The sequence below is a fragment of the Pseudorhizobium marinum genome (genome assembly GCF_000705355.1).
Classification (GTDB): domain Bacteria; phylum Pseudomonadota; class Alphaproteobacteria; order Rhizobiales; family Rhizobiaceae; genus Neorhizobium; species Neorhizobium pelagicum.
In genome coordinates this window covers 1-19,978 of sequence record NZ_JMQK01000022.1, presented here as the reverse complement: position 1 = coordinate 19,978, position 19,978 = coordinate 1, and the positions used below count along the sequence as shown (strand labels likewise).

Annotated in this window: 20 protein-coding genes and 3 pseudogenes; 15 read left to right on the top strand and 8 right to left on the bottom strand. The window is 59.1% G+C overall.

The genetic code is table 11. The features are described 5' to 3' along the window. The first annotated feature begins 180 nt into the window (after nt 1–180). From EO99_RS0120725 to EO99_RS0120670, 12 genes are all read left to right on the top strand, one after another. Nucleotides 181–834: a TetR/AcrR family transcriptional regulator gene (locus EO99_RS0120725; protein WP_235776895.1), complete on the top strand. Its 654-nt coding sequence runs from the start codon at nt 181–183 to the stop codon at nt 832–834. Between the two features lie 84 nt (nt 835–918). Next, a complete protein-coding gene (locus EO99_RS0120720; RefSeq protein WP_235776894.1) occupies nt 919–2,337 on the top strand; it encodes an MFS transporter in 1,419 nt (472 codons plus the stop codon). 126 nt (nt 2,338–2,463) lie between these two features. Further along, entirely contained in the window at nt 2,464–3,219 is a 756-nt protein-coding gene (locus tag EO99_RS0120715) for an SDR family oxidoreductase (protein ID WP_029620495.1), read from the top strand. Nucleotides 3,220–3,295: 76 nt separating this feature from the next. Then, the gene (locus tag EO99_RS0120710) at nt 3,296–4,279 is read left to right on the top strand and encodes an aldo/keto reductase (RefSeq protein ID WP_029620494.1); all 984 of its coding nucleotides are present in this window, start codon (nt 3,296–3,298) and stop codon (nt 4,277–4,279) included. 105 nt (nt 4,280–4,384) lie between these two features. After that, entirely contained in the window at nt 4,385–4,777 is a 393-nt protein-coding gene (locus tag EO99_RS0120705) for a RidA family protein (RefSeq protein WP_037112646.1), read from the top strand. A 43-nt stretch (nt 4,778–4,820) separates the two neighbouring features. Then, complete coding sequence (locus tag EO99_RS0120700; protein ID WP_029620492.1) at nt 4,821–5,411, top strand: TetR/AcrR family transcriptional regulator; 591 nt, start codon at nt 4,821–4,823, stop codon at nt 5,409–5,411. Between the two features lie 71 nt (nt 5,412–5,482). Next, nucleotides 5,483–6,112 carry a hypothetical protein gene (locus EO99_RS0120695; protein ID WP_029620491.1) on the top strand — a complete coding sequence of 210 codons (630 nt, stop codon included), beginning with the start codon at nt 5,483–5,485 and terminating at the stop codon, nt 6,110–6,112. A gap of 95 nt (nt 6,113–6,207) precedes the next feature. Next, nucleotides 6,208–7,062 carry a cytochrome b/b6 domain-containing protein gene (locus EO99_RS0120690; protein WP_029620490.1) on the top strand — a complete coding sequence of 285 codons (855 nt, stop codon included), beginning with the start codon at nt 6,208–6,210 and terminating at the stop codon, nt 7,060–7,062. Beyond that, the gene (locus tag EO99_RS0120685; RefSeq protein ID WP_029620489.1) at nt 7,059–7,835 is read left to right on the top strand and encodes a molybdopterin-binding protein; all 777 of its coding nucleotides are present in this window, start codon (nt 7,059–7,061) and stop codon (nt 7,833–7,835) included. The genes EO99_RS0120690 and EO99_RS0120685 overlap by 4 nt, the downstream gene beginning before the upstream one ends. Nucleotides 7,836–7,980: 145 nt before the next feature. Further along, nucleotides 7,981–8,340, top strand: a complete 360-nt coding sequence (locus EO99_RS0120680; RefSeq protein WP_051680003.1) for a hypothetical protein — start codon at nt 7,981–7,983, stop codon at nt 8,338–8,340. 47 nt (nt 8,341–8,387) lie between these two features. Further along, a complete protein-coding gene (locus EO99_RS0120675) occupies nt 8,388–8,963 on the top strand; it encodes a DUF308 domain-containing protein (protein WP_029620487.1) in 576 nt (191 codons plus the stop codon). A 41-nt stretch (nt 8,964–9,004) separates the two neighbouring features. Then, the gene (locus EO99_RS0120670) at nt 9,005–9,478 is read left to right on the top strand and encodes a GNAT family N-acetyltransferase (RefSeq protein ID WP_029620486.1); all 474 of its coding nucleotides are present in this window, start codon (nt 9,005–9,007) and stop codon (nt 9,476–9,478) included. A 70-nt stretch (nt 9,479–9,548) separates the two neighbouring features. Here EO99_RS0120670 and EO99_RS0120665 read toward each other — a convergent pair whose 3' ends face one another. Further along, nucleotides 9,549–10,376 carry an oxidoreductase gene (locus tag EO99_RS0120665; protein WP_029620485.1) on the bottom strand — a complete coding sequence of 276 codons (828 nt, stop codon included), beginning with the start codon at nt 10,374–10,376 and terminating at the stop codon, nt 9,549–9,551. A 72-nt stretch (nt 10,377–10,448) separates the two neighbouring features. Here EO99_RS0120665 and EO99_RS0120660 point away from each other — a divergent pair, with 72 nt between their 5' ends. Beyond that, nucleotides 10,449–11,384, top strand: a complete 936-nt coding sequence (locus EO99_RS0120660) for an AraC family transcriptional regulator (RefSeq protein WP_037112628.1) — start codon at nt 10,449–10,451, stop codon at nt 11,382–11,384. 126 nt (nt 11,385–11,510) lie between these two features. Here EO99_RS0120660 and EO99_RS0120655 read toward each other — a convergent pair whose 3' ends face one another. Continuing rightward, nucleotides 11,511–12,131: a TetR/AcrR family transcriptional regulator gene (locus tag EO99_RS0120655; protein WP_037112626.1), complete on the bottom strand. Its 621-nt coding sequence runs from the start codon at nt 12,129–12,131 to the stop codon at nt 11,511–11,513. 99 nt (nt 12,132–12,230) lie between these two features. Between EO99_RS0120655 and EO99_RS0120650 the strand changes: the two genes are divergently transcribed. Continuing rightward, a complete protein-coding gene (locus EO99_RS0120650) occupies nt 12,231–13,139 on the top strand; it encodes an alpha/beta fold hydrolase (protein WP_029620482.1) in 909 nt (302 codons plus the stop codon). A gap of 494 nt (nt 13,140–13,633) precedes the next feature. On the opposite strand, the gene EO99_RS0120645 is transcribed toward EO99_RS0120650, so the two are convergent. The 5 genes and pseudogenes from EO99_RS0120645 to EO99_RS0120635 all read right to left on the bottom strand — a co-directional run bounded on the left by EO99_RS0120645 (nt 13,634) and on the right by EO99_RS0120635 (nt 17,377). Beyond that, entirely contained in the window at nt 13,634–13,885 is a 252-nt protein-coding gene (locus tag EO99_RS0120645) for a hypothetical protein (protein ID WP_029620481.1), read from the bottom strand. 107 nt (nt 13,886–13,992) lie between these two features. Next, nucleotides 13,993–14,367 (bottom strand): annotated as a pseudogene (locus EO99_RS28335) (type II toxin-antitoxin system VapC family toxin); the annotation flags it as partial. Continuing rightward, nucleotides 14,368–14,592: pseudogene (locus EO99_RS28700) on the bottom strand (hypothetical protein); the annotation flags it as partial. It abuts the pseudogene before it with no gap. 189 nt (nt 14,593–14,781) lie between these two features. Beyond that, complete coding sequence (locus EO99_RS25975; RefSeq protein ID WP_051680002.1) at nt 14,782–16,656, bottom strand: methyl-accepting chemotaxis protein; 1,875 nt, start codon at nt 16,654–16,656, stop codon at nt 14,782–14,784. Nucleotides 16,657–16,735: 79 nt separating this feature from the next. Continuing rightward, nucleotides 16,736–17,377: a hypothetical protein gene (locus EO99_RS0120635; RefSeq protein ID WP_235776893.1), complete on the bottom strand. Its 642-nt coding sequence runs from the start codon at nt 17,375–17,377 to the stop codon at nt 16,736–16,738. Nucleotides 17,378–18,039: 662 nt separating this feature from the next. Here EO99_RS0120635 and EO99_RS25970 point away from each other — a divergent pair. Continuing rightward, nucleotides 18,040–19,712, top strand: a pseudogene (locus EO99_RS25970) (sensor histidine kinase). A 30-nt stretch (nt 19,713–19,742) separates the two neighbouring features. Here the strand turns inward: EO99_RS25970 and EO99_RS0120625 are convergent. Further along, nucleotides 19,743–19,978: SDR family NAD(P)-dependent oxidoreductase (locus EO99_RS0120625; RefSeq protein WP_029620478.1), on the bottom strand; the 236-nt coding region annotated here is incomplete at its 5' end.

Below are 19,978 nucleotides of genomic sequence, written 5' to 3'. Positions count from 1 at the left end.
TGGAAATGGCTGTTTGGGTGTTCAATTTCGCAGACGTGGCAACGCAGATCCATGTCGGCATTGGCAGATACGGCTGACGAGGGAGCAGGCATGCGCCTCCACGGAAACGACAGGTTAGCCTCGTTGCTCGGATCAAGGGTAATTCGTGCTTCCTCCAAGCGTGTCCTTTAAATCTTCAAAATGTCGCTTGCAATAGGAACCGAATGGTTCCATATAGGCCTCATGGTCAAACGCGCTCAGACATCGCCCTCCGTTGGTCGCCCTCGCGAATTCGAACTCGATGATGCAGTTCGCAAGGCGATGGATGTATTTTGGGATCGTGGATACCACGATGCATCGCTGCCCGACCTGCTTGAAGGCATGGATCTATCACGAGGCAGTTTCTATAAAGCTTTCGTAGACAAGCGGGGCGTCTATCTCCGTGCACTTGATGCCTATATCGAGGATGCCATTCGCACGGTGGGTGAAACGCTGCGCTCCAACCCATCGCCAAAAGCCGCAATCCGCGAGGCATTCTCGCAGCAGGTTCACTTTTCTTCCGGAAAAGAGGGGTTGCGCGGATGTTTTGTTGTCTTGGCAGCGGTGGAAATGCTTCCGGGAGATGAAGAGGTTTCAGCTCGAATTTCCCGTCTGTTTCGGCGACTGCAAGACCTTTATGCAGCCACGCTCATCAGGGCCCAGGCTGCTGGCGAAATCGATTCCGGGCTGGATGAACGGGCACTTGCCAGGTTCCTTGTCTGCCAGATCCAGGGCATGAGGGTTCTGGGCAAGGCAGGAGCGGATCGCGAAGAGACGAGGGCCATGATCGACCTTGCCTTAAAGGCGCTTGGCTGACTTCAATTTGGAACTGAATGGTTCCGAAATACTGCAGTTGTGCCGGGTTTTCTCCGGCCTCTCGCGGACGACAAGGAGATGAATGTGGAACGTTCCTGCGACACCGAAGACAAGCTCGATCCACGCAGATGGGCCGCGCTGGTCATTCTCCTGGTCGGGGCTTTTTTGCCACCGCTCGATTTCTTCATCGTCAACGTGGCGCTGCCCTCTATCCGGGAGGACTTCCAGGCTTCTGCTTCGACGATGCAGCTGATTATCTCAGGCTATGCCACCACCTATGCGGTCATGCTGATCACCGGTGGCAGGCTTGGGGATCTCTACGGTCGCCGGAATGTCTTTCTCTCTGGAATGGTCGGGTTTGCGGCCGCATCTGCGTTATGCGGACTTGCCTGGTCTCCATCAGTCCTGATCGCCGGTCGGGTGCTTCAGGGGTTTGCTGCGGCAATCATGGCGCCGCAGGCTTTGGCGTCAATAAACGCAATATTTCCTGACCACGAAAAATCAAAGGCACTCAGCTTTTACGCCCTGACCTTCGGTGTCGCATCGATGGTTGGTCTGTTTCTCGGTGGAGCGCTGATTGCGCTTGATATTTACGGTCTTGGATGGAGATCCATCTTCCTGATCAACCTTCCGGTGATCGCGACCGCCGCGCCGTTGGCCTTCTTCATATTGCGCGAAACCCGATCGGAGCATCCAAGCAAACTGGATCTGGGCGGAGCATTGTTGATCGCGCTTGCACTTTTTGCACTGATCGCGCCGCTGATCGAGGGTCGCGAGCAGGGCTGGCCGATCTGGCTACTTTTGATGCTTGCCGCTTCCCCGCTGCTTTTTCTCCTGTTCTGGCGACATGAGCGACATCTGGAGGCGGCAGGAGGAGATCCCATCCTTGCACCCAGCCTGCTTGATGTCCCGGGATTGAAGCGCGGGCTGACAGCTGCCCTGTTCTTCTACGCGCTCGCAGCATTCTGGCTCGTGTTCTCCGTCTATGAGCAGAGCGGCCTTGGTCGCACACCTTTCGGAGCCGGGTTGGCGATCCTTCCCGCGGCAGTCGGCTTTGTCCTAGGCCCTTTCGCGAGCGAGCGCATTCTCAGGGTTTTCGGAAGACATTCCGCGGCGGTTGGTATGGGGCTGCAATCTGTCGGCCTGTTTGCAACAGCGGCCATGATCTCAAGTGGTCATGCCCAATTCCTGTTTCCTGCGCTCTTTCTCATCGGGATGGGGCAGGGGATCGCGCTTCCAAACCTTTTGAAAAGCGTCGTGCAGCGGGTCGACAGAAGACAGTCCGGATTGGCTTCCGGCCTCGTCAACTCAATGCTTCAGATCGGCGGCGCCTTCGCGGTGGCAATCGTCGGCGGGTTGTTCTTCGCAATTTTGGGATCCGCGACCGACGTTATGTCCGTCAGCAAAGCCTACAGCATTGCAGCGATCGCAATTGCAATCTGTCTTCTGATTGCAGGATGGCTTTCCGTCGGCTCGGCATCGAACGCAGAGGTCCACCGATGACCGCGGATATTGCTTGGCAGTCCAATCGGCGCGTCGGCTCACGGCGTGAAATCACGCCTTCCAATCGGTCAGCAAGCCGGAAATTTTGTCTCTACAGAAAAGAAGTATTTCAGAAGGAACGCCTCCATGAACAGTATCCCCACCCTTCCACTCGCTGGTAAACGCGCGCTCGTCACCGGTGCAGCGCGCGGCATTGGAGCGGCCATCGCGCTGAAGCTCGCGGAGGACGGTGCTGACGTTGCAATCACCTATGAGAAGTCGGCCGAAAAGGCCGAAACTCTCGTCGCCGAGATCGGCGCCATGGGCCGCAAAGCTGTCGCCATTCAGGCAGATGCCGCCAGCCCGGAAGCCGCGATCGCGACTGTCAAGCGGACCGTTGCTGACCTTGGCGGCCTTGACATTCTGATCAATAACGCCGGCGTCCTTTTCTCCGGTGACTTTTCCACACAGCCCCTGGAGGAGATCGATCTGCAGCTGAACGTCAATGTGCGCGGCGTGTTTCTGATCACTCAGGCGGCGTTGAAACACATCCCGAACGGCGGCCGTATCATCAGTACCGGGAGCAATGCGGGTCTGGCTGTCCCGTTCGCGGGGATCGCGGTCTATGCAGCAACCAAGTCCGCGCTGGAAAGCTTCACGCGCGGTCTCGCGCGTGAACTGGGTCCAAGGGAGATTACCGTCAATCTGGTCCGGCCAGGCCCGATCGACACCGACATGAACCCTGCCGACGGTGCTCTCGCACCTGCTATCCTGCCGAAACTGTCGATTGCCCGGTACGGCAAGACGAGGGAAATCGCAGAGGCCGTCGCTTTCCTCGCCGGACCTGGTGCCGCCTATATCACCGGCTCGGGCATTCTCGTTGACGGCGGCATCAGCGCTTGAGCACTGCACGAGGCGGCGATCTGACGCCTCGTTCGTCACGTTCATATTCATTCTCACGAAAAACTGGGAGATAAACATGGAATATACCCGCCTCGGAAATACCGGTCTTGAGGTCTCCCGCCTCTGCCTTGGATGCATGACTTATGGGCAACCCGATCGCGGCAGCCATCCATGGACGCTGGCGGAAGAGCAAAGTCGCCCCTTTATCCGCAAAGCGATCGAACTGGGGATAAACTTCTTCGACACCGCCAATGTCTACTCGGACGGAACGAGCGAGGAAATCCTCGGCCGCGCCATCAGGGACTACTCGACGAGAGACGACGTCGTCATCGCCACGAAGGTCAACGGCCGGATGAAGCCGGGACCAAATGGTGCCGGTCTGTCCCGCAAAGCCATTCTTTCGGAGATCGATGCCAGCCTGAAGCGGTTGGGGACCGACTATGTCGACCTCTACCAGATTCACCGCTTCGACCCTGATACGCCGATCGAGGAAACGCTGGAAGCTTTGCATGACGTCGTCAAGGCGGGCAAAGCACGTTACATCGGTGCGTCGTCCATGTACGCGTGGCAGTTCTCGAAAATGCTGGCAGTCTCGCAGGCGAACGGATGGACCCGGTTCGTCTCCATGCAGAACCACCTGAACCTGCTCTACCGGGAGGAGGAGAGGGAGATGCTTCCGCTCTGCAAGGCAGAAGGTATTGGCGTCATCCCGTGGAGCCCGCTTGCACGTGGCCGTCTGACCCGCGAATGGAGCATGCAAAGCGATCGCTCCGAAACCGACGAGATCGGCAAAGGCTTATATACCCGAACCACCGAGGACGCCGACAGGCGCGTGGTGGAGGCTGTTGCAAGGATTGCGCAGGAGAGGGCGGTTCCCAAAGCGCAGATCGCGCTGGCTTGGATCCTGTCGAAATCCGAGATCACGGCACCCATCATCGGAGCGACCAGGTTGCAGCACCTGGACGACGCTGTCGCTGCGCTGGAAGTCAAGCTCACCACGGCGGAAATCGCCGCCCTTGAGAGCAACTATGTTCCACACCCGGTCGTTGGATTTGCGTGACGAAATGCCGGCGGCCCCGAGCTTGGTCGCGATGGGGGAGGAGTTCGCGTACCTGGATTCTTCGCTCAGTGACCAGTGCAACGCATTATCAAGAAGGAGAAGATCGTGAACCGGGAAAACGTCATCCCCGAGCAAATGCAGAAGATCGTCGATCGCGCCGGATATGTGCCGGCGGTTAGGGTCGGCGATACGATCTACTTGGCCGGTCAAGTTGGACGCAGGGAGGATCTCCAGGCCATTGAAGACCCCGCCGAACAGTTTCAGGCCATGTGGGAAAACCTTCGCATTGTGCTCGCAGCCGCGGGTTGCGTCTTTGAGGACGTAGTTGAGATGACCACCTATCACGTCGATATGTCCAGGCACATGGATGTGTTCAGGCTGATCAAAGACCAGGTGTTCCCGAGAGGAACCTGTGCCTGGACTTGTGTTGGTGTCACTGAACTCGCTCACCCCGGCTTGTTAGCGGAAGTGAAATGCGTCGCCGTCAGACCAGGGTGATTGTCCGCTTGACACTCTACCTACCAAAAGGTAGACAGAATGCATGAGCAATCTTGGTACGACTTCCGAAGAAATCCTTGCCTGCACGAGAACGTTGATCACCAACGGTGGCTACAACGGCTTCAGCTACGCGGATATCGCCGAGGTCGTCGGTATCCGCAAAGCCAGCATCCACCATCATTTTCCCAGCAAGGTGGATCTGGCTCGTGTGTTGGTGGCTCGCTATGTCGAGGATGCGCGAGCGGGCTTCGCTGCTCTTGAGCAGAAGGTGCAAGATCCGCTGGCTTTGCTTCAGGCCTACACCAACCATTGGGCCAAGTGCATTGAAGATGCGAGCAGGCCGTTCTGCGTGTGCGCAATGCTCGCGAGCGAATTGCCGGTCTTGCCTCCAGAGGTCGCGGCGGAAGTCAGAGCATTTTTCCGCCTCATCTCGAAGTGGCTGACATCTGTCATGCAGCGGGGAGGCGAGGAGGGATCTCTCGTCTTGTCCGCTTCGCCTGATGTCGAAGCCGAGGCGTTCATGGCGTCGGTTCATGGCGCCATGCTTTCGGCTCGTGCTTATGGGGACGGCGAGACATTCGCCCTCATTCTTGCTCCCACCCTTCGCCGCTTGTCACCCCGGGCGGCTCACTAAGGTAGCGGGCGGTCATCGCCCAATGCCATTTTTCTTCATTTTCTCACCTATCAACTAGTAGGAAGATAAGCATGCTAAACAACATCATTCCCGCCTTCGTTATCGGAGCCGGGCTTTTGCTGGCCGCTTCGGTATCGAACACTCCCGCCCACGCTGAAGAGGTTAAGGCTCAAAGGATCAACGTCCGGGGCAGCATCCTCAGCTACAGCGGTTCCACCCTCAAGGTGAAGACGAGAGAGGGAGAGATGCTCGACGTCGCGCTTGCCGATGACTGGAAGGTCTCAAGCGTCGCTGCGGCCAAGGTAACGGATATCAAGCCTGGCGACTTCGTAGGCATTGCCTCGCTTCCAAAAGAGGAAGGTGGCGATGGTGCGCTGGAGGTTCTCATCCTCCCGCCCGCCATGAAGGGAACCGGCGAGGGAAGCTATGGCTGGGATCTGAAACCAGACAGCAGCATGACAAACGCCACTGTGGCAGATGCCGTCAAGGACGTCGACGGCCGGACCGTGACGGTCTCCTACCATGGCAAGGAAAAGAAGATCTCCATTCCTGAAGGCACGCCAGTTGTCACCTTGGCTCCAGCCACCGAGGAAGATCTCGTTGCGGGTGAAGTGGTCTTCATCCCCGCCGAGAAGACACCAACCGGAGCAACGGCACATCAGGTTCTCGTGGGCAAGAATGGCGTGGTTCCCCCGATGTAATCGCGCCTGCGCCGGTCAGGCCGCCCGCCTAAGCGGTGTGGCCGGCGATTTTCTTGGTTTTCATCGTACACCCAGCACGCAGGCGGAGCTCCGTCATGACCCAATATGCCAGCAAGGATAACCTTGCAGAGGTGCGGAGAGTTTTCATCCGCCGGCATTCCATCGCGACCCGGCTAACGCACTGGATCAACGTGCTTTGCCTCAGCTTCCTCCTTTTGAGCGGGCTGCAGATCTTCAACGCTCACCCGGAGCTTTACTGGGGACATTATGGAGCGAATGGTGATCCGGCTGTCCTCACCATCGGTTCGGCAGGAGAGGGCAATGCTGCCCGCGGATTCCTTCGCGTAGGTGGGATCGAGCTCCCAACAACAGGCGTCCTGGGGGTCTCGACGGCCGACGAGGGGCAAACGAAACGCGCCTTTCCAGCCTGGGCTACATTGCCATCCTTCCAGGACTTGGCTGCCGGGCGTCGCTGGCACTTCTTTTTTGCCTGGCTCTTCGTCATCAACGGGCTCATTTACCTCGGGTTTGGTGTCTTCAGCGGTCACTTCAGGCGCGATCTTGCGCCGACAGCACGCGATCTTTCGCCGCGTCATCTGGGGCGCGAGGTCATCGATCACGCCCGGCTACGCTTTCCCCAGGGAGAGGAAGCCAAGCACTACAATGCACTTCAGAAGCTGACCTACCTGGCTGTTATCGGCGTCCTGCTTCCTCTCATGGTGTTGACGGGACTGACCATGTCGCCCGGTGTCGACGCTGCGTTGCCCGTGTTGGTCGACATCTTTGGCGGACGACAATCAGCCAGGACGATCCACTTCCTCACGGCCTCCTTCCTCATGGTGTTCGTGATCGTGCACATCGCCATGGTCATCCTATCGGGAACCTGGAACAACATCCGCTCGATGATTACCGGGCGCTACGCCATCGAAGAGAAGGACACGCGGCCATGAGCCACTTTCTTTCCCGCCGGCAATTCCTGGTCGGCTCCACACTCGGCGCGGGAGCGATCACGCTGACCGGCTGCGATCTGCTTGACCAGAACGACGATATCGCAAACGTTCTACGATCGGCGGAAAGTCTCACCATGAAGACCCAGCGCCTCCTTCAGGGTAAAGACGCACTTGCTCGCGAATACGGCGAGGCCGACATATCTCCGTCGTTTCGCGTCAACGGCACAAGTGCTCCCGACAGGGAACAGTACAACATGTTGGCGGAAGGCAAGTTCAAGGACTGGAAGCTTAAGGTTGATGGACTGGTGGAGCGCCCGGTGAAGCTCTCTTTGGAACAGCTTAAGAGGCTTCCGGCGCGCACCCAGATCACGCGCCACGACTGCGTCGAGGGTTGGAGCGCCATTGGAAAATGGACCGGCGTGCCGCTCGCCAATATCCTGATGTTGACTGGGCTGAAGTCCAATGCCCGCTACGTCGTCTTTCATTGTGCCGACGAACTGGAAAAGACCTTGGACGGCAGTGGCGTCTATTACGAGAGTATAGATCTTGTCGATGCCGTTCACCCGCAAACCATCCTCGCCTACGGGATGAACGACCAGCCGCTCAGCATCGGGCACGGCGCACCGCTGCGCCTGAGGGTCGAGAGGCAGCTTGGTTATAAGCAAGCCAAGTACCTGATGCGCATCGAGCTCGTCGACAGCTTTTCGAGCCTGTGGGGTGGGAACGGCGGTTTCTGGGAAGACCGCGGCTACGAGTGGTATGCGGGGATTTAATCCGGCATCCAAGCCCGAAAAATGTCGTGGGCGGCACCTCACGAGAGCATCGTCTTCCAGACCAGTTCTGCGATCTCCGGTTCATCCGCTGGTCTTCCGACACTCAAAGTACCGTACCGAAAATCCAATCAAGATGAGGTTTCTAATGAGCAGCCACAGAGGCGTCGAGAGAGTTGCAGCGGTGTCAGCGGTCCTGCCGTCTGCGGCGACTGAGCTATGCTTCACGACATCGATCACCTCGGATCCTGACAACACGTGGGTCGCGAAGCGCCAGTCGGCCATCACCGCTGCGCTTGAGGCGCGAGCAAGGAACAAGTCCGAAGAGTTCGACGGTCCGCAGTCCGATCTCTCGCCGCTGCTTCGAGAAGGCGGCGAGCGAGCCGCTTCAGGTGACGAAGCATCGTTGGACGGGCGGGCTGCCCGCCTCTCCGGAGAAAGCGAGCGGATCGGTCAGGGTGACTGGTCTCAAACTACGCCATTCGGAAAACACATCGGCTACCTCTAGGCGCCTGTGGGTCCCGCGACGATAACCCAACACAGAAAGAAGATCCTATGACAAACTACCAAGCAGGCATCGCTGATGATGCGGACCACAACTGGCTGCAGCGCTATTCCTACGTCCGCGCCGGTTTCTCATTCCTTTGGGTGGTGGCGGCATTGACTTTGGCGCGCGAAAATCAAGCGGTGTCCGCCGCACTGTTGATCGGCTACCCGGCGTGGGACGCCGGCGCCAATCTGGTTGACGCGTCGAAAAACGGCGGCTTGACCGCCAATAAAAGTCAAGCCTTCAACGTCACCGCCAGCACGGTCATGACCATTGCGGTAGCTGTTGCACTTACGATCAGCATGAACTGGGTCCTTGCCGCGTTCGGCCTGTGGGCGGTCCTGTCGGGGCTCCTCCAGCTTAGCACGGCTGTTCGACGCTGGAAGACGAGCGGCGGCCAATGGGCAATGATCCTCAGCGGCGGCCAATCAGCCTTGGCTGGCGTGTTCTTCCTCTTCCAGGCAAGGATGCCGGAGGCCCCATCGATCGCCAATGTCGCGGGCTACGCTGCCTTCGGGGCTATCTACTTCCTCGTCACCGCCGTCTGGCTTACGGTTGGAAGCATGCGCTCGCGCATGTCGTAGCGGCGCTTCGAGGTCAGGCGCCAGTGATCGGAGAACGTGAAGTGCCCAAGTCTCAAATCCGTCTCGCTCGTGATGCTGATGTTTCAGCAATCAGGCAAATCGTCCGCGACGCCTACTCTCACTACGTCACCCGGATCGGCCGAGAACCCGCGCCCATGACAGAAGATTACGGGCCTCTGGTCGAAAATCGCGATGTTTGGCTTGTTGTCGTTGAAGATGAGATCGCTGGCCTGATCGTGCTGCGGATCACGGAAGATCATCTGCTTGTAGGCAATGTGGCGGTCGCAACCCGGTTCCAGGGACGTGGCCTTGGGCGCCAACTTCTCGACCACGCGGAGCGCTACGCCGCAGAGCAAGGCAAAGACGAACTCCGGCTCTACACCAACGAGCTGATGCACGAAAATTTGGAGATCTACCAGAAGCTCGGTTGGGAGCAGTACGACCGGGCCGAGCAGGACGGTTTTCGAAGGGTGTTCATGCGAAAGAAGGCGGCGTTGGATATGGACACTAAATGATGGAAGAGGCGACCGCGCCTGCCACTGCCGACCTTGGACAGTAGTAGGCGCGATCGCCGGTTGAGATCGCTCAGCCGTCAGTTGACAACGTGACTGACTTCCAAGCTTCTAATTCCTGCTGCAGCCGCCCAATGCGGTCAGATACATGCTTGAACGCATCACTCCCAAGCAGAAGCTGAGGTGGCGGGTTGTCCGACTCAATCAAGTCGAGCACAGCAACGGCAAGCTTGTCGGGATTCCCGAGCTGCTTGCCGCTGACCGCCTGGCGGGCTTCGCGAACTGGATTGAAGAGAGCATCGTAGTCAGCAATCGAGCGATCGGTACGAACCATGGAACGTCCAGCCCAATCCGTCCGGAAAGATCCGGGGCAGAGCGTCGTGACATGAACGCCAAATGGAGCCATCTCAGAACGCATGACTTCGGAGATGCCTTGCAGGGCGAACTTGCTGCCGCAGTAGTAGCCGATCCCCGGCATGGTGATCATGCCGCCCATAGACGTGACATTGACAATGAAACCGCGACGGCGCTCCCGGAACCTCGGAAGAAACGCCTTGGCGACCGCAACCGCACCGAACACGTTGACGTCGAACTGTCGGCGCATTTCCTCGATCGAAGATTCTTCGATTATGCCTTCATGCCCGTAGCCGGCATTGTTGATCAAGACCTCAACCGGTCCATGCTCCTCCTCCGCCTGACGAACGACCTGCGGGAGGCGCTCGAAATCCGTGACGTCACAAAGTACAGGGCAGGCCTCCGGAAGAGCGTCAACCAAGACGGCGCGGGCGCTTTCCGAGCGGACGGTACCGATGACCTTGTGCCCCATCTGCACAGCCGCAGACGCAATTGCGAAACCGAAACCAGAATTGGCTCCAGTAATGAAGATGGTTTTTGGTAACATGTTACAAACTCCTTGGCGTATTCCGAAGTTTGTAAATACTATGAGCGAACCGATCTTCCGATTGCAGAACATATGAGTTTCTTGCCAAATCCTATGAATGATACGACCAAAGCACCCGACCCAGAGGACCTTGTCGAGCTTGCCACCGATCTCGCTCCTCATCATGGCTACAATCCCACGGCATCCCCCTTCGTTCGGATCCTGCGGTCAGAAGCTGTGCTGCGCGACGTTCCAGTTCTGTACAAGCCAGGCGCCGTTTTTGTGTTACAGGGCAGCAAGCGAGGTAGCCTTGACGGTGAAATCTTCCTCTATGACGAGGAGCATTACCTTGCCGTTTCCGTGCCCGTTCCGTTCAGGATGGAATCCGATGCCACGCCGGAGCGGCCCCTGCTGGCTGTCTACATTGAATTCGAAATGCAAATGGCAGCCGACATCGTCTTGCAGATCGAGCAGCATACGGAACTGAAAGTTCAAAAGACGCGGGGACTTGCTTCAAGCAAGATGGCACCAGACATAGCCGATGTTCTTCTCCGTCTCCTGAAGGCTCTTCACGATCCGATAGCGAGCGCCGTAATTGGTGCAGGTATACTGCGCGAACTGCAATTTCGGCTTCTACTTGGTCCCCAAGGCGGCACGATGATCGCCGCGCTCAAGCAAGAAGGCTCGTCCGGAAAGATCATAAAGAGCCTCGCCTGGATGAGGGAGAACATGGGTTTAGAGGTTACCATAGCAGGCCTAGCGCGCGATGTAGGCATGAGCGTTCCATCCTACCACGTCCACTTCAGGGACCTCACCGGTACAAGCCCGATGCAGTACCTCAAGGCAATGCGACTTCACGAAGCCAGACTGCTGGTTGCTCGCAGCGATAAAACGATCGCCGAAGTCGCGGTATTGGTCGGATACGTGAGCCCTGCCCAGTTCAGCCGTGACTTCAAAAGGCACTTTGGACGAACAGCTTCTGAAGAGTCCAAGTGGATCAGGCAGCATCTCGGCGAGCTAGCTGCATGAGCGTTTCTGGTAAAGCAGCTACCGGCACATCAGCCGCCGATACACCCTGAATAGCAAAAAGCGAAGGTTCTGAAACACCTTAGATAGCTTTTGATACTGGCCGATGGTTCGAATCCGCTCAAGAGCTTATACACTTCCCGCTGCTCTGGCCGGCGCCCCATTATCGCGTGCGGAAACGCATGAAGCCTCTTGCACGACCTCTTCAAGGTCCTCGCGGGTGGCGCCGTCGCGGGCCTGGACGGACATGCCCTGAAGCACGACGACCAAAAAGCGAGCTACAGAGGACGCTCGGTCTGGCTCAAGCCAACGCCGGAGCGCTTCAGCAATTGTCTCGCGCATAGCATCCCTGCGCTCCGACAATACAAGGGCGAGGGCGGTATGCTCTTCTGCGCATTGGAGCATTCCGCTCGATACCATGCATCCTGGTTCTCCGCAGGGATCTGTGGCGGCATCAGCAGCCTGTCGCAAGATCAACGCCACCGCATCGTCCAGCGATGACGCTTTATCGAGGTTGAGAAGCGCGCCGGGTATTCCGGAGTAACGATCGAGGGCCTCACGATAAAGCCCCGCCTTGCTGCCGAACGCGGCATAGAGGCTCGGCGGCGCAATCCCGATCGCGGTCGTCAGGTCGTTGAGCGACACACCCTCATAACCGTGCCGCCAGAACAGCCGCATGGCGATGTCGACCGCCTCGTTGCGGTTGAAGGTTCGCGGTCCGCCCCGCCGTCTTCTAATCGGCTTATCCATAGTGATCACTAAAGACTGCTTGACAGAAGAAATCAAGTTGTTAGTTTTTAGTGCCCACTACAGTTAAGATGGTCTTGGCCGCAACGCATCGGAGAATTTATGTCAGGACGTTTCACCCGAGCCGCAAAAGGTATGTTCGTCGCTGCTGTGCTGCTTTCGAGCGTGTCGGCCGCCGCGGCTGCCGACAGAGAATACACCGTGCAATCATCCGATGGCGTGTCGATCGCCGTCGAGGAAACAGGAAACCCCGCAGGTCAGCCGATCGTATTCGTCCATGGCCTGCTCGGCAGCCGCATCAACTGGGACAAGCAGACCAGCGACCCCGACATGCAGAGGTTTCGGCTGATTACCTATGATCTTAGGGGGCACGGACAGTCGGGAAAACCGGATGATGCCTCCGCTTATAAAGACGGTGACCGCTGGGCAGACGACCTTGCGGCGGTGTTGAAGGAAAGCAATGCAAAGAACCCCGTTCTTGTGGGCTGGTCTCTTGGTGGCGTAGTGCTGTCCAATTATCTTGCCGCGCATGGCGACGCCGGGATTGGCGGTTTGGTTTACGTAGACGGTGTGATCGAGCTGAAACCGGACCTCATCACGCCGCACCCGGAGGTCTATGCAGGACTAGCGTCACAGGACCTGCGGACGCATCTCGACGCGGTACGGACGTTTCTGGCTCTCTGCTTCCAAACGCCGCCAGACCGGACAACGTTTGAACGGCTCCTTTCCAACGCAGCCACCGCATCGTGGCTGATGACCCGAACGGTCCCCTCGATGACGGTTCAGGCAGAAGAGGGCCTGCCCAGGGCGAAAGTGCCTGTTCTGTTGATCTACGGCGGCAAGGACAATCTGGTACTGCCTGAGGCAAGCATTGCACGCGCAAAGTTTTTGAACAATCGGATCAAGTGGGAGATCTACGACGATTCCGGTCACGCGCCTTTCGTTGAAGAAGCGGCGCGTTTCAACAAGGATCTGGCCAGGTTTGCGGTTTCTGCCCAGGGCAGCAAGTAGCATAGGGAGCCGGTTTGGGGGATCACCCACCGAAGGGCGGAGACGGATTTCATGAAAATGCGACCGGTGCTGCAGGCCGAAGGCCGAAGTATGGGGAGACCGGTTTAGCGCTTGTGGGGGAGAGAGGGCAGAGCGCCTTTCTCCCCTCTCAGTGCGTTGAATCAGTCGCCTTATGTGGAGGAGAGTTGCTGGCAGCTTCGGCTGTCGGGCGCGAAGCGGGGATAAGCGCGTTTACACCTGAAAGGTGACGTCGCGGCAGCCGACCGCATTTGGCCGGAGTTTAAACTGCTTATCCTTCACCTGGGCCTTGGCGTGATGGGATCGCAGAACGGAAGCGTGCTCGCGCGTCGTATCGCTTGAGCCAGGCGGTCATTAGTGTCAGCGACGGTCGGGATCTGTCCGTATTTCACCGCGCCACGGCTGACTGTCTCGTCGACGGTTCGCATTGCCGCGGCGACAGTTGCAGCGCAGAGCATCACATCGAAATCACGCGGTCAGAGATCGAGCCGCGTAGCAATGACCTCGGCCATTGTCTCTTCAGTGTTTCGGGTCGACATATGCCAAGGGCCAAGAAGCGCCGGTTCCTCGTACAACCAAGCGATGAGATGGATGAGGAGCCCCATATCTACCTTCTCCTGGGCATTGATCTTGCTCATGTCGTAAGCAATCTGGAGGAACTGTTCCACCGAGATGTCGGTCGGCCAATTGCGGAATCTGGCTGCAAGGCTGTCTGGGTCCAGGGTCATCGCGAAAAGCGTGCCACGCTAGGCCGCCTCGAAATTCTTCTGACTCTCCGCCCGCAGTGGTTCAAGGCGTATAACCCTAAACAGGCGTCGCTTGTCTTCTGGTGGGGGCTGTGCAGAGATTCATGAACTGTGGCGCCAACCTTTTGGGCTGCGCCCATCAGGCGTCTATCTCTTGTCCACAAGCTTGCCCGCCGATCAAGGAGTACTGAAGCCAGCCAGCAGTGCGCATCTGTATAACCAGTAGCCATGCTGAATATCGCGTATTGGTCGATTACCGTCATCACCTCAAAGTAGGCTGCGACCGGCGCTTCGCGTTGAGCTGCGAGGAAAGCTATAACGGCATCCCGCTCTCAAAGACTACCTAGCGCCAGTTCACCGACAACGAAGGGATGGCAGAGCAGCCGGTCATCCTCGATGCTTCTTCGCAGCTCGACGTCACCGCGTCTAAAATGATCGATCCAAACTGAGGTGTCTACGAGGATCGCTTGGCTCCGTCGGCGTGGTGCAGCATCAGCGTCGGGAGTAGAGCCACCGAGAGCGATCAACCGCTTGCCGGATTCAACGCGCACAACTGTCTCCAGTGCCTGGCGAACGACAGCAGCCGTCTCCTTCGTGCCCTTGCAATGCGTCCCTCTCTTTTCCGAAGAACTATCAGAGAGGTGCTGCTGAGAACGGCGGTCGTCAAGCCGTGCCGGCCCCCCATCGATTGCTCCTTGGTCGATGAATAGCTCGTCGCTTCGACCCGGACGGTGGCTGGAAGCGACTGAGGGCTGATCACATTGACGATGAGCGGGCTCACGGTCTGGGATAACCAGATCGGCAGACGCGTGCGGACTTCGCTTGCCCCGTGCTTTTGCTTGCTTCGGATTTTTCCCGCCGCGACCGCTCAACCGGCCCTACCGGCGAGCGGCCCGCAAAGGAGGCGCCGCTTCGATAGGACGGGCCATCCGCCGCGCTTCCTCATCCAGCTCTTCGCGGCCGGCTTTCCCGGCCAACCGGAAACTCTCGACAAGCTGTCTCAGTCCAGCTGCCTCAGACGCAAGGGCGGCCGATGCAGCACTTGACTGTTCCACCATCGCCGCGTTCTGCTGGGTCGTCTGGTCCATGGAGTTGACAGCCTGGTTGACCTCGCTCAGACCCGTTGACTGCTCCTTCGCCGACGTGGCGATCGAATCGACGTGGGTGTTCATCTCTTCGATGAATCCACCAATCGTGCGAAGCGCTTCGCCAGCCTTGCGCACCAGATCAACGCCGCCGGACACTTCGGTCGTCGACGTCTGGATCAGTGTCTTGATCTCCTTGGCAGCATTGGCCGAACGCTGGGCGAGTTCGCGCACTTCCTGGGCGACGACGGCAAAGCCCCGCCCGGCCTCGCCGGCGCGGGCCGCCTCGACGCCGGCATTGAGGGCAAGCAGGTTGGTCTGGAAGGCAATTTCGTCGATCACGCCAATGATGTTCGAGATCTGCTTCGAGCTACCTTCGATCCGGCGCATCGCTTCTTCCGCATGGCCGACGACCTGTGACGACTGGGAGGCTGCCGTGTTTGCACGTCCAGCCAGTTCGCGCGCCTCACCCGTGCGCCGCGATGAATTGGCAACGTTGACCGTGATTTCTTCAACGGCGGCTGCGGTCTCTTCCAAAGATGCTGCCTGTCGCTCTGTCCGCCGCGACAGATCGTCCGCGCCCGCGGCGATTTCGGCGGTCCCGGCTTCCATTCGGGTGATGCCGCTGGAGATCGCCGCCAACGTCGAACCCAGTTGCACGACGCTTTGATTGAAGTCGTGGCGCAGCGGCTCGAAATCGGGAGCAAAGGCCTCCGTAAGCTGGAACGAAAGATCACCTTCGGCAAGGCGCTTCAATCCGGCAGCCAGGCCTGAAGTCGCAATGCGCAAACGCTCCGCTGCTTCCGCCTCGGCCCGTTGTTGCGCTGCCGCCCGGTCGCCCTCGGCACGTTGGCGCGCATCGCCGGCCTCTGCCTCGAGGCGGCGATTGGCAACGGCTGCGTCCCGAAAGACCTCCAGTGTCGACGCCATCGTGCCGATTTCATCACGTCCAGCCTTGACGGAGGGTACATCGAGGTCGCCGTTGGCGAGCCGGGACATGATCTCGCTGAACTGCCGCAAGGGACGCGAAACCAACCTGAAGTTCAAGACGGCCATCATGATGGCAACCAGGATCATCAGCAGCGCCGACGCCGCCCCGATCCATTCTACCAGTTCCAGCGCATGCTTCTGCGCAGCGGCCGCGTCTCCGGCTCGCTGCCGCAGGACCTCGGAGATTGTCCGAAGTTGAGTGTAGAAGAGATCGAGAGCGTCAGCGCCGGCGTCTGTCGCCTGCAATGCCCGTGCGAGCTCCACCGTCGACGGATCGCGCATCAGCTGGATCTGGTGGTCGGTAACCTGTGTGCGCCAATCCTGGATGCCGGCAAAGGCTGTGCGCAGGGCAGGGAGCTCGCCAGCGGCATGATCGGAAAACAGCTGCTGGAGCGACGCGTACTGCTCCGCGGCACTGGCGCCAAGCCTCTGATAGGTCTCGACGAAGTCGCGATTGCCAGTCAGCAGGAAGCTTTTGACGGCCAGGTCTGTGGCCGTCACCACATCGGCAAGCTCACCGGTCGCGTTCAACATTTGAACGATCGTCTGATTGTTCTCGACAAGGTCGGTCGCAACCACAGCTCTGTTGAAGATGTAGGCACTCGATGCCACGGCGATGAGAGCGAGGATGCCGAAAGCGGCAAAGCCCTTGGATGCTACAGAGATGTTTCTGATCACGATTGAAGTCCTATCGGGATTGTTCTGCTTGGCGTGAAACCGTCCAAGCATGCTTGAAGGTGCGGTAAACCGACCAGCTTCACGTGCCGGATGAGGCACGGCGCTCCAGTTCCGTCAGATTGAGTTCCACCGTCACGGCGCCGATCTTTTGGCCGCCATCGGCATCGTTGACAGTCATACTCACCTGCGTCCGCCAGATGCCGAACTCGCTGTCGTACTCGGCCTCGTCGATAAACACAGCATCGGCAGAAACCTCGAAGGTCTTCAGAAACTTGTCCTCATCGCCTTGCCAGAAGTCGCTGGTGATGGAGCTTTGGCCGACGTTGAGGCCATTCTGGTCCATGACGAAGATCTCCGGGTAAAGCCCAAGCGATTTCCCTTGCATCCGCGAAAGATAGACCGACAGAGGGTTTGACAGCGTGGCTGCGATCAGAGGCTTGTCCGGATTCTCGCGCTCCTTGACCCACTGGCTGTCGAGCGCTGCAATCGACGCCGCGCCAGGATGGTCATAACGCTTGTTCTGCGCAATGATGCTGACACGGACGATGTCGGTATTGATCCAGTCGTTGATCTCCTGAAGAACTTGCGCCGTGATGAGCGCACTGTCCGGTGGGGATGGCTCGGCGCGTGCGGTATGACCCATAGCCGCGATCAAGGCGGCAGCAAGTAGAGCGCGAGATAAGACCATGTGTTTTCTCCTCCATGTCCGAAACTTTTGCATATTCTTTTGAAGAAAATCTTAATATGTATCTCGGGCCCCGGCAGCAGATCGGGTGTTGGGTCGGGAGGTTGCGGAGCTGGCGACGGTTTCATGCCGGGCCATGGCGTCGTGCCGGATCTATTGTTGGCCAAGGACGCACGGGCATCGCGCGACGGGCGACACCCGAGAGACACCCAATTGAAGTTTGCTGCCGCCTGAGAACGCATCTAAAGAGGCGGGGCTGAAGAACCGTCAACATGGAAATTAAGGACCACCAAAGCATGCCGGTGTGTCATGCACAGCCGTCCGGTTCCGGTCTTTCCGCAAGGGCGCTTGCGCAGCGCCATCCGGCATCAAGGGATTCCGGGCGGTCACCAACGAAGCCGCCGTCACCCGATCTTGCCGTCGCGCTCTCCGTGCCCAGTGTCGCGGAATGGCTCTATCTTGATTGGGGCCTCGCGCCCGACAGCGCCGCTGCCGGAGAACTTTGCCCATGCCGGGTGATCAGGCTGCACGGAAACTGCGACTTCCGCTCCTTCGCCGGGACTCTGCGTTCCGAATTAGACCGCGTGGGCCAGCCGAGGCCGAGTTGAGCCGTGACTTCTTCCGGCGGGCCGTTGCCTGCTATGCAATAGCCCAAGGCAAGATCTCGTGCTAGGTAGCGGGAGTGAGGGAGGACATCCGTGCGGCAGAAGTTGGTCGCCGTAGCGCTTGCGGCACTTGCGCCGGTCGTGGCAATGCTGGCGTACAACGAATACGCGCTTCGCGAGCAGCGAAGCCAGGAGATCCATGATTCCGCGTCCCAGGCCGCACGACAGGCAGCCTCGGAGGTCGAGCGCATTATCGAGGGTGTTCATGCCCTGCTGGTCTCTGTCACGGCGATGCCTTCCGTCCTTGACCTCGACGTGCCGGAATGTAAACGCGCCCTTCGCTCGGTCGCCGACAGGGTTGACAACATCCGCGCCATTTTCGTGGTCGACCTGGACGGCAATGCTATCTGCAGCAGCCTCGACCCCGCCAGCGGGACGCGTTTTGCCGATCGCGCCTATTTCCAACAGGCGGTGGCAACCAAGGACTTCGTCGTCGGCACCTACACGTCGAGCCGCATCTCCGGAGCGGCCGTCCTTCCGCTCGCCATGCCGTTGCTTGAAGCAGGCAGTGTCCGAGCCGTTGTCGTTTCGGGGATTCGCCTCGACTGGCTGCAAAGCCGCCTCACCGAACGGGGCGTTTCCCCAGGCAACGCCGTGACGATCGCCGACGGCAAGGGGTCCATCCTTGCGCGGGTTCCCCTGCCGGAACGGTTCGTCGGCACGGTTATCCCCGATGAGTATCGGGCGCTCATCCACGCCACGCGTCCCGGAGTCACCACGGTCAAAAGCCAGGACGGAACAGAAAGGATTCTGGCCTATCGCCCCATAGCGCTCCCTTCCAGTCCGCTCTATGTCAGCGCGGGCTTCTCGCGTGAAGAAGCCTTCGGTTCCTTGAACCGGGCAACGCTGATGAATGCTCTGGCAATCTGCGGCGGAGCACTTGCGGTATTCGTCATGGCGATCTTGATCGGCGACCGATTCATCCTCAGACCTATCGGCCGGATTTCAGGTGTCATGGACCGATGGCGGGAGGGTGACGCAAGGGCAAGGACGGGCATGAGGACCGGTGACGCGCTGGCCAATGTCGGTGCGACGCTGGACCGGCTCCTTGACGAGCTTGAGGATCGCCGTCGCCGCAGTGAGGAGGAGGAGGAGGAGAGACGCCTGCTTGTCGGAGAACTGGCACATCGCGTCAAGAATGGCTTTTCGCTGGTGCAGGCCATCGCCAGCCAGACGTTCGGTCGCGCCGATCCGGCGCGCTACAAGTCATTTTCGCAGCGGCTGGCGGCGCTTGCCTCGACCTACGACCTTATCCTCTCGAGAGAGACGTCCTCCTCATCTGTCGCCGACGTCGTCTCGGCGGCACTGCGGGCTCACATAGATCCCGACGAGGATCGCATCCATGTGGAGGACCGCCGGTGATGCTTGAAGCCGACGTCGCCTTGCCGCTGTCGCTGGTGATCCACGAACTGGCAACCAATGCCACCAAGTACGGCAGCCTGGGCAGCCAACAGGGGCGGGTCGAGGTTCAGTGGAAGTGCGATGGCCGCAACGTCATACTGGACTGGACAGAGAGCGGCGGACCGCGCGTTTCGGCACCGACGAGGCGAGGCTTTGGCTCCGTCCTCATCGAAAGAGCCTTTCCGTCCAAGGCGAGGGCCGAGACCAGACTGGACTATCGGCCTGAGGGAATCGCCTTCCAACTGATTTTTTTTACCGGAACCGAGTGCGCCATCCGGCGAGGGATAACCGAGTTTCGCCGCTGAACCGGCAGCATGTCGCGTGTCGGGGCACTGTCAGGAGATGGCGTAGCCACCGTCGACCGGGATGATCGTCCCGGTGATGAAGCCGGCGTGGGGACGTGTCAGGAAAAGCGCCAGGCCCTGCAGGTCTTCCGGCGTGCCCCAGCGCGCCATCGGCGTTCGCGCCAGGATCGGACCGGCGCGTGCCGGATCGTCCTGCAGCGCCTGGGTCAGCGGCGTTGCGATCCACCCCGGTGCGATGGCATTTACCCGCACGCCGCGCGGGGCAT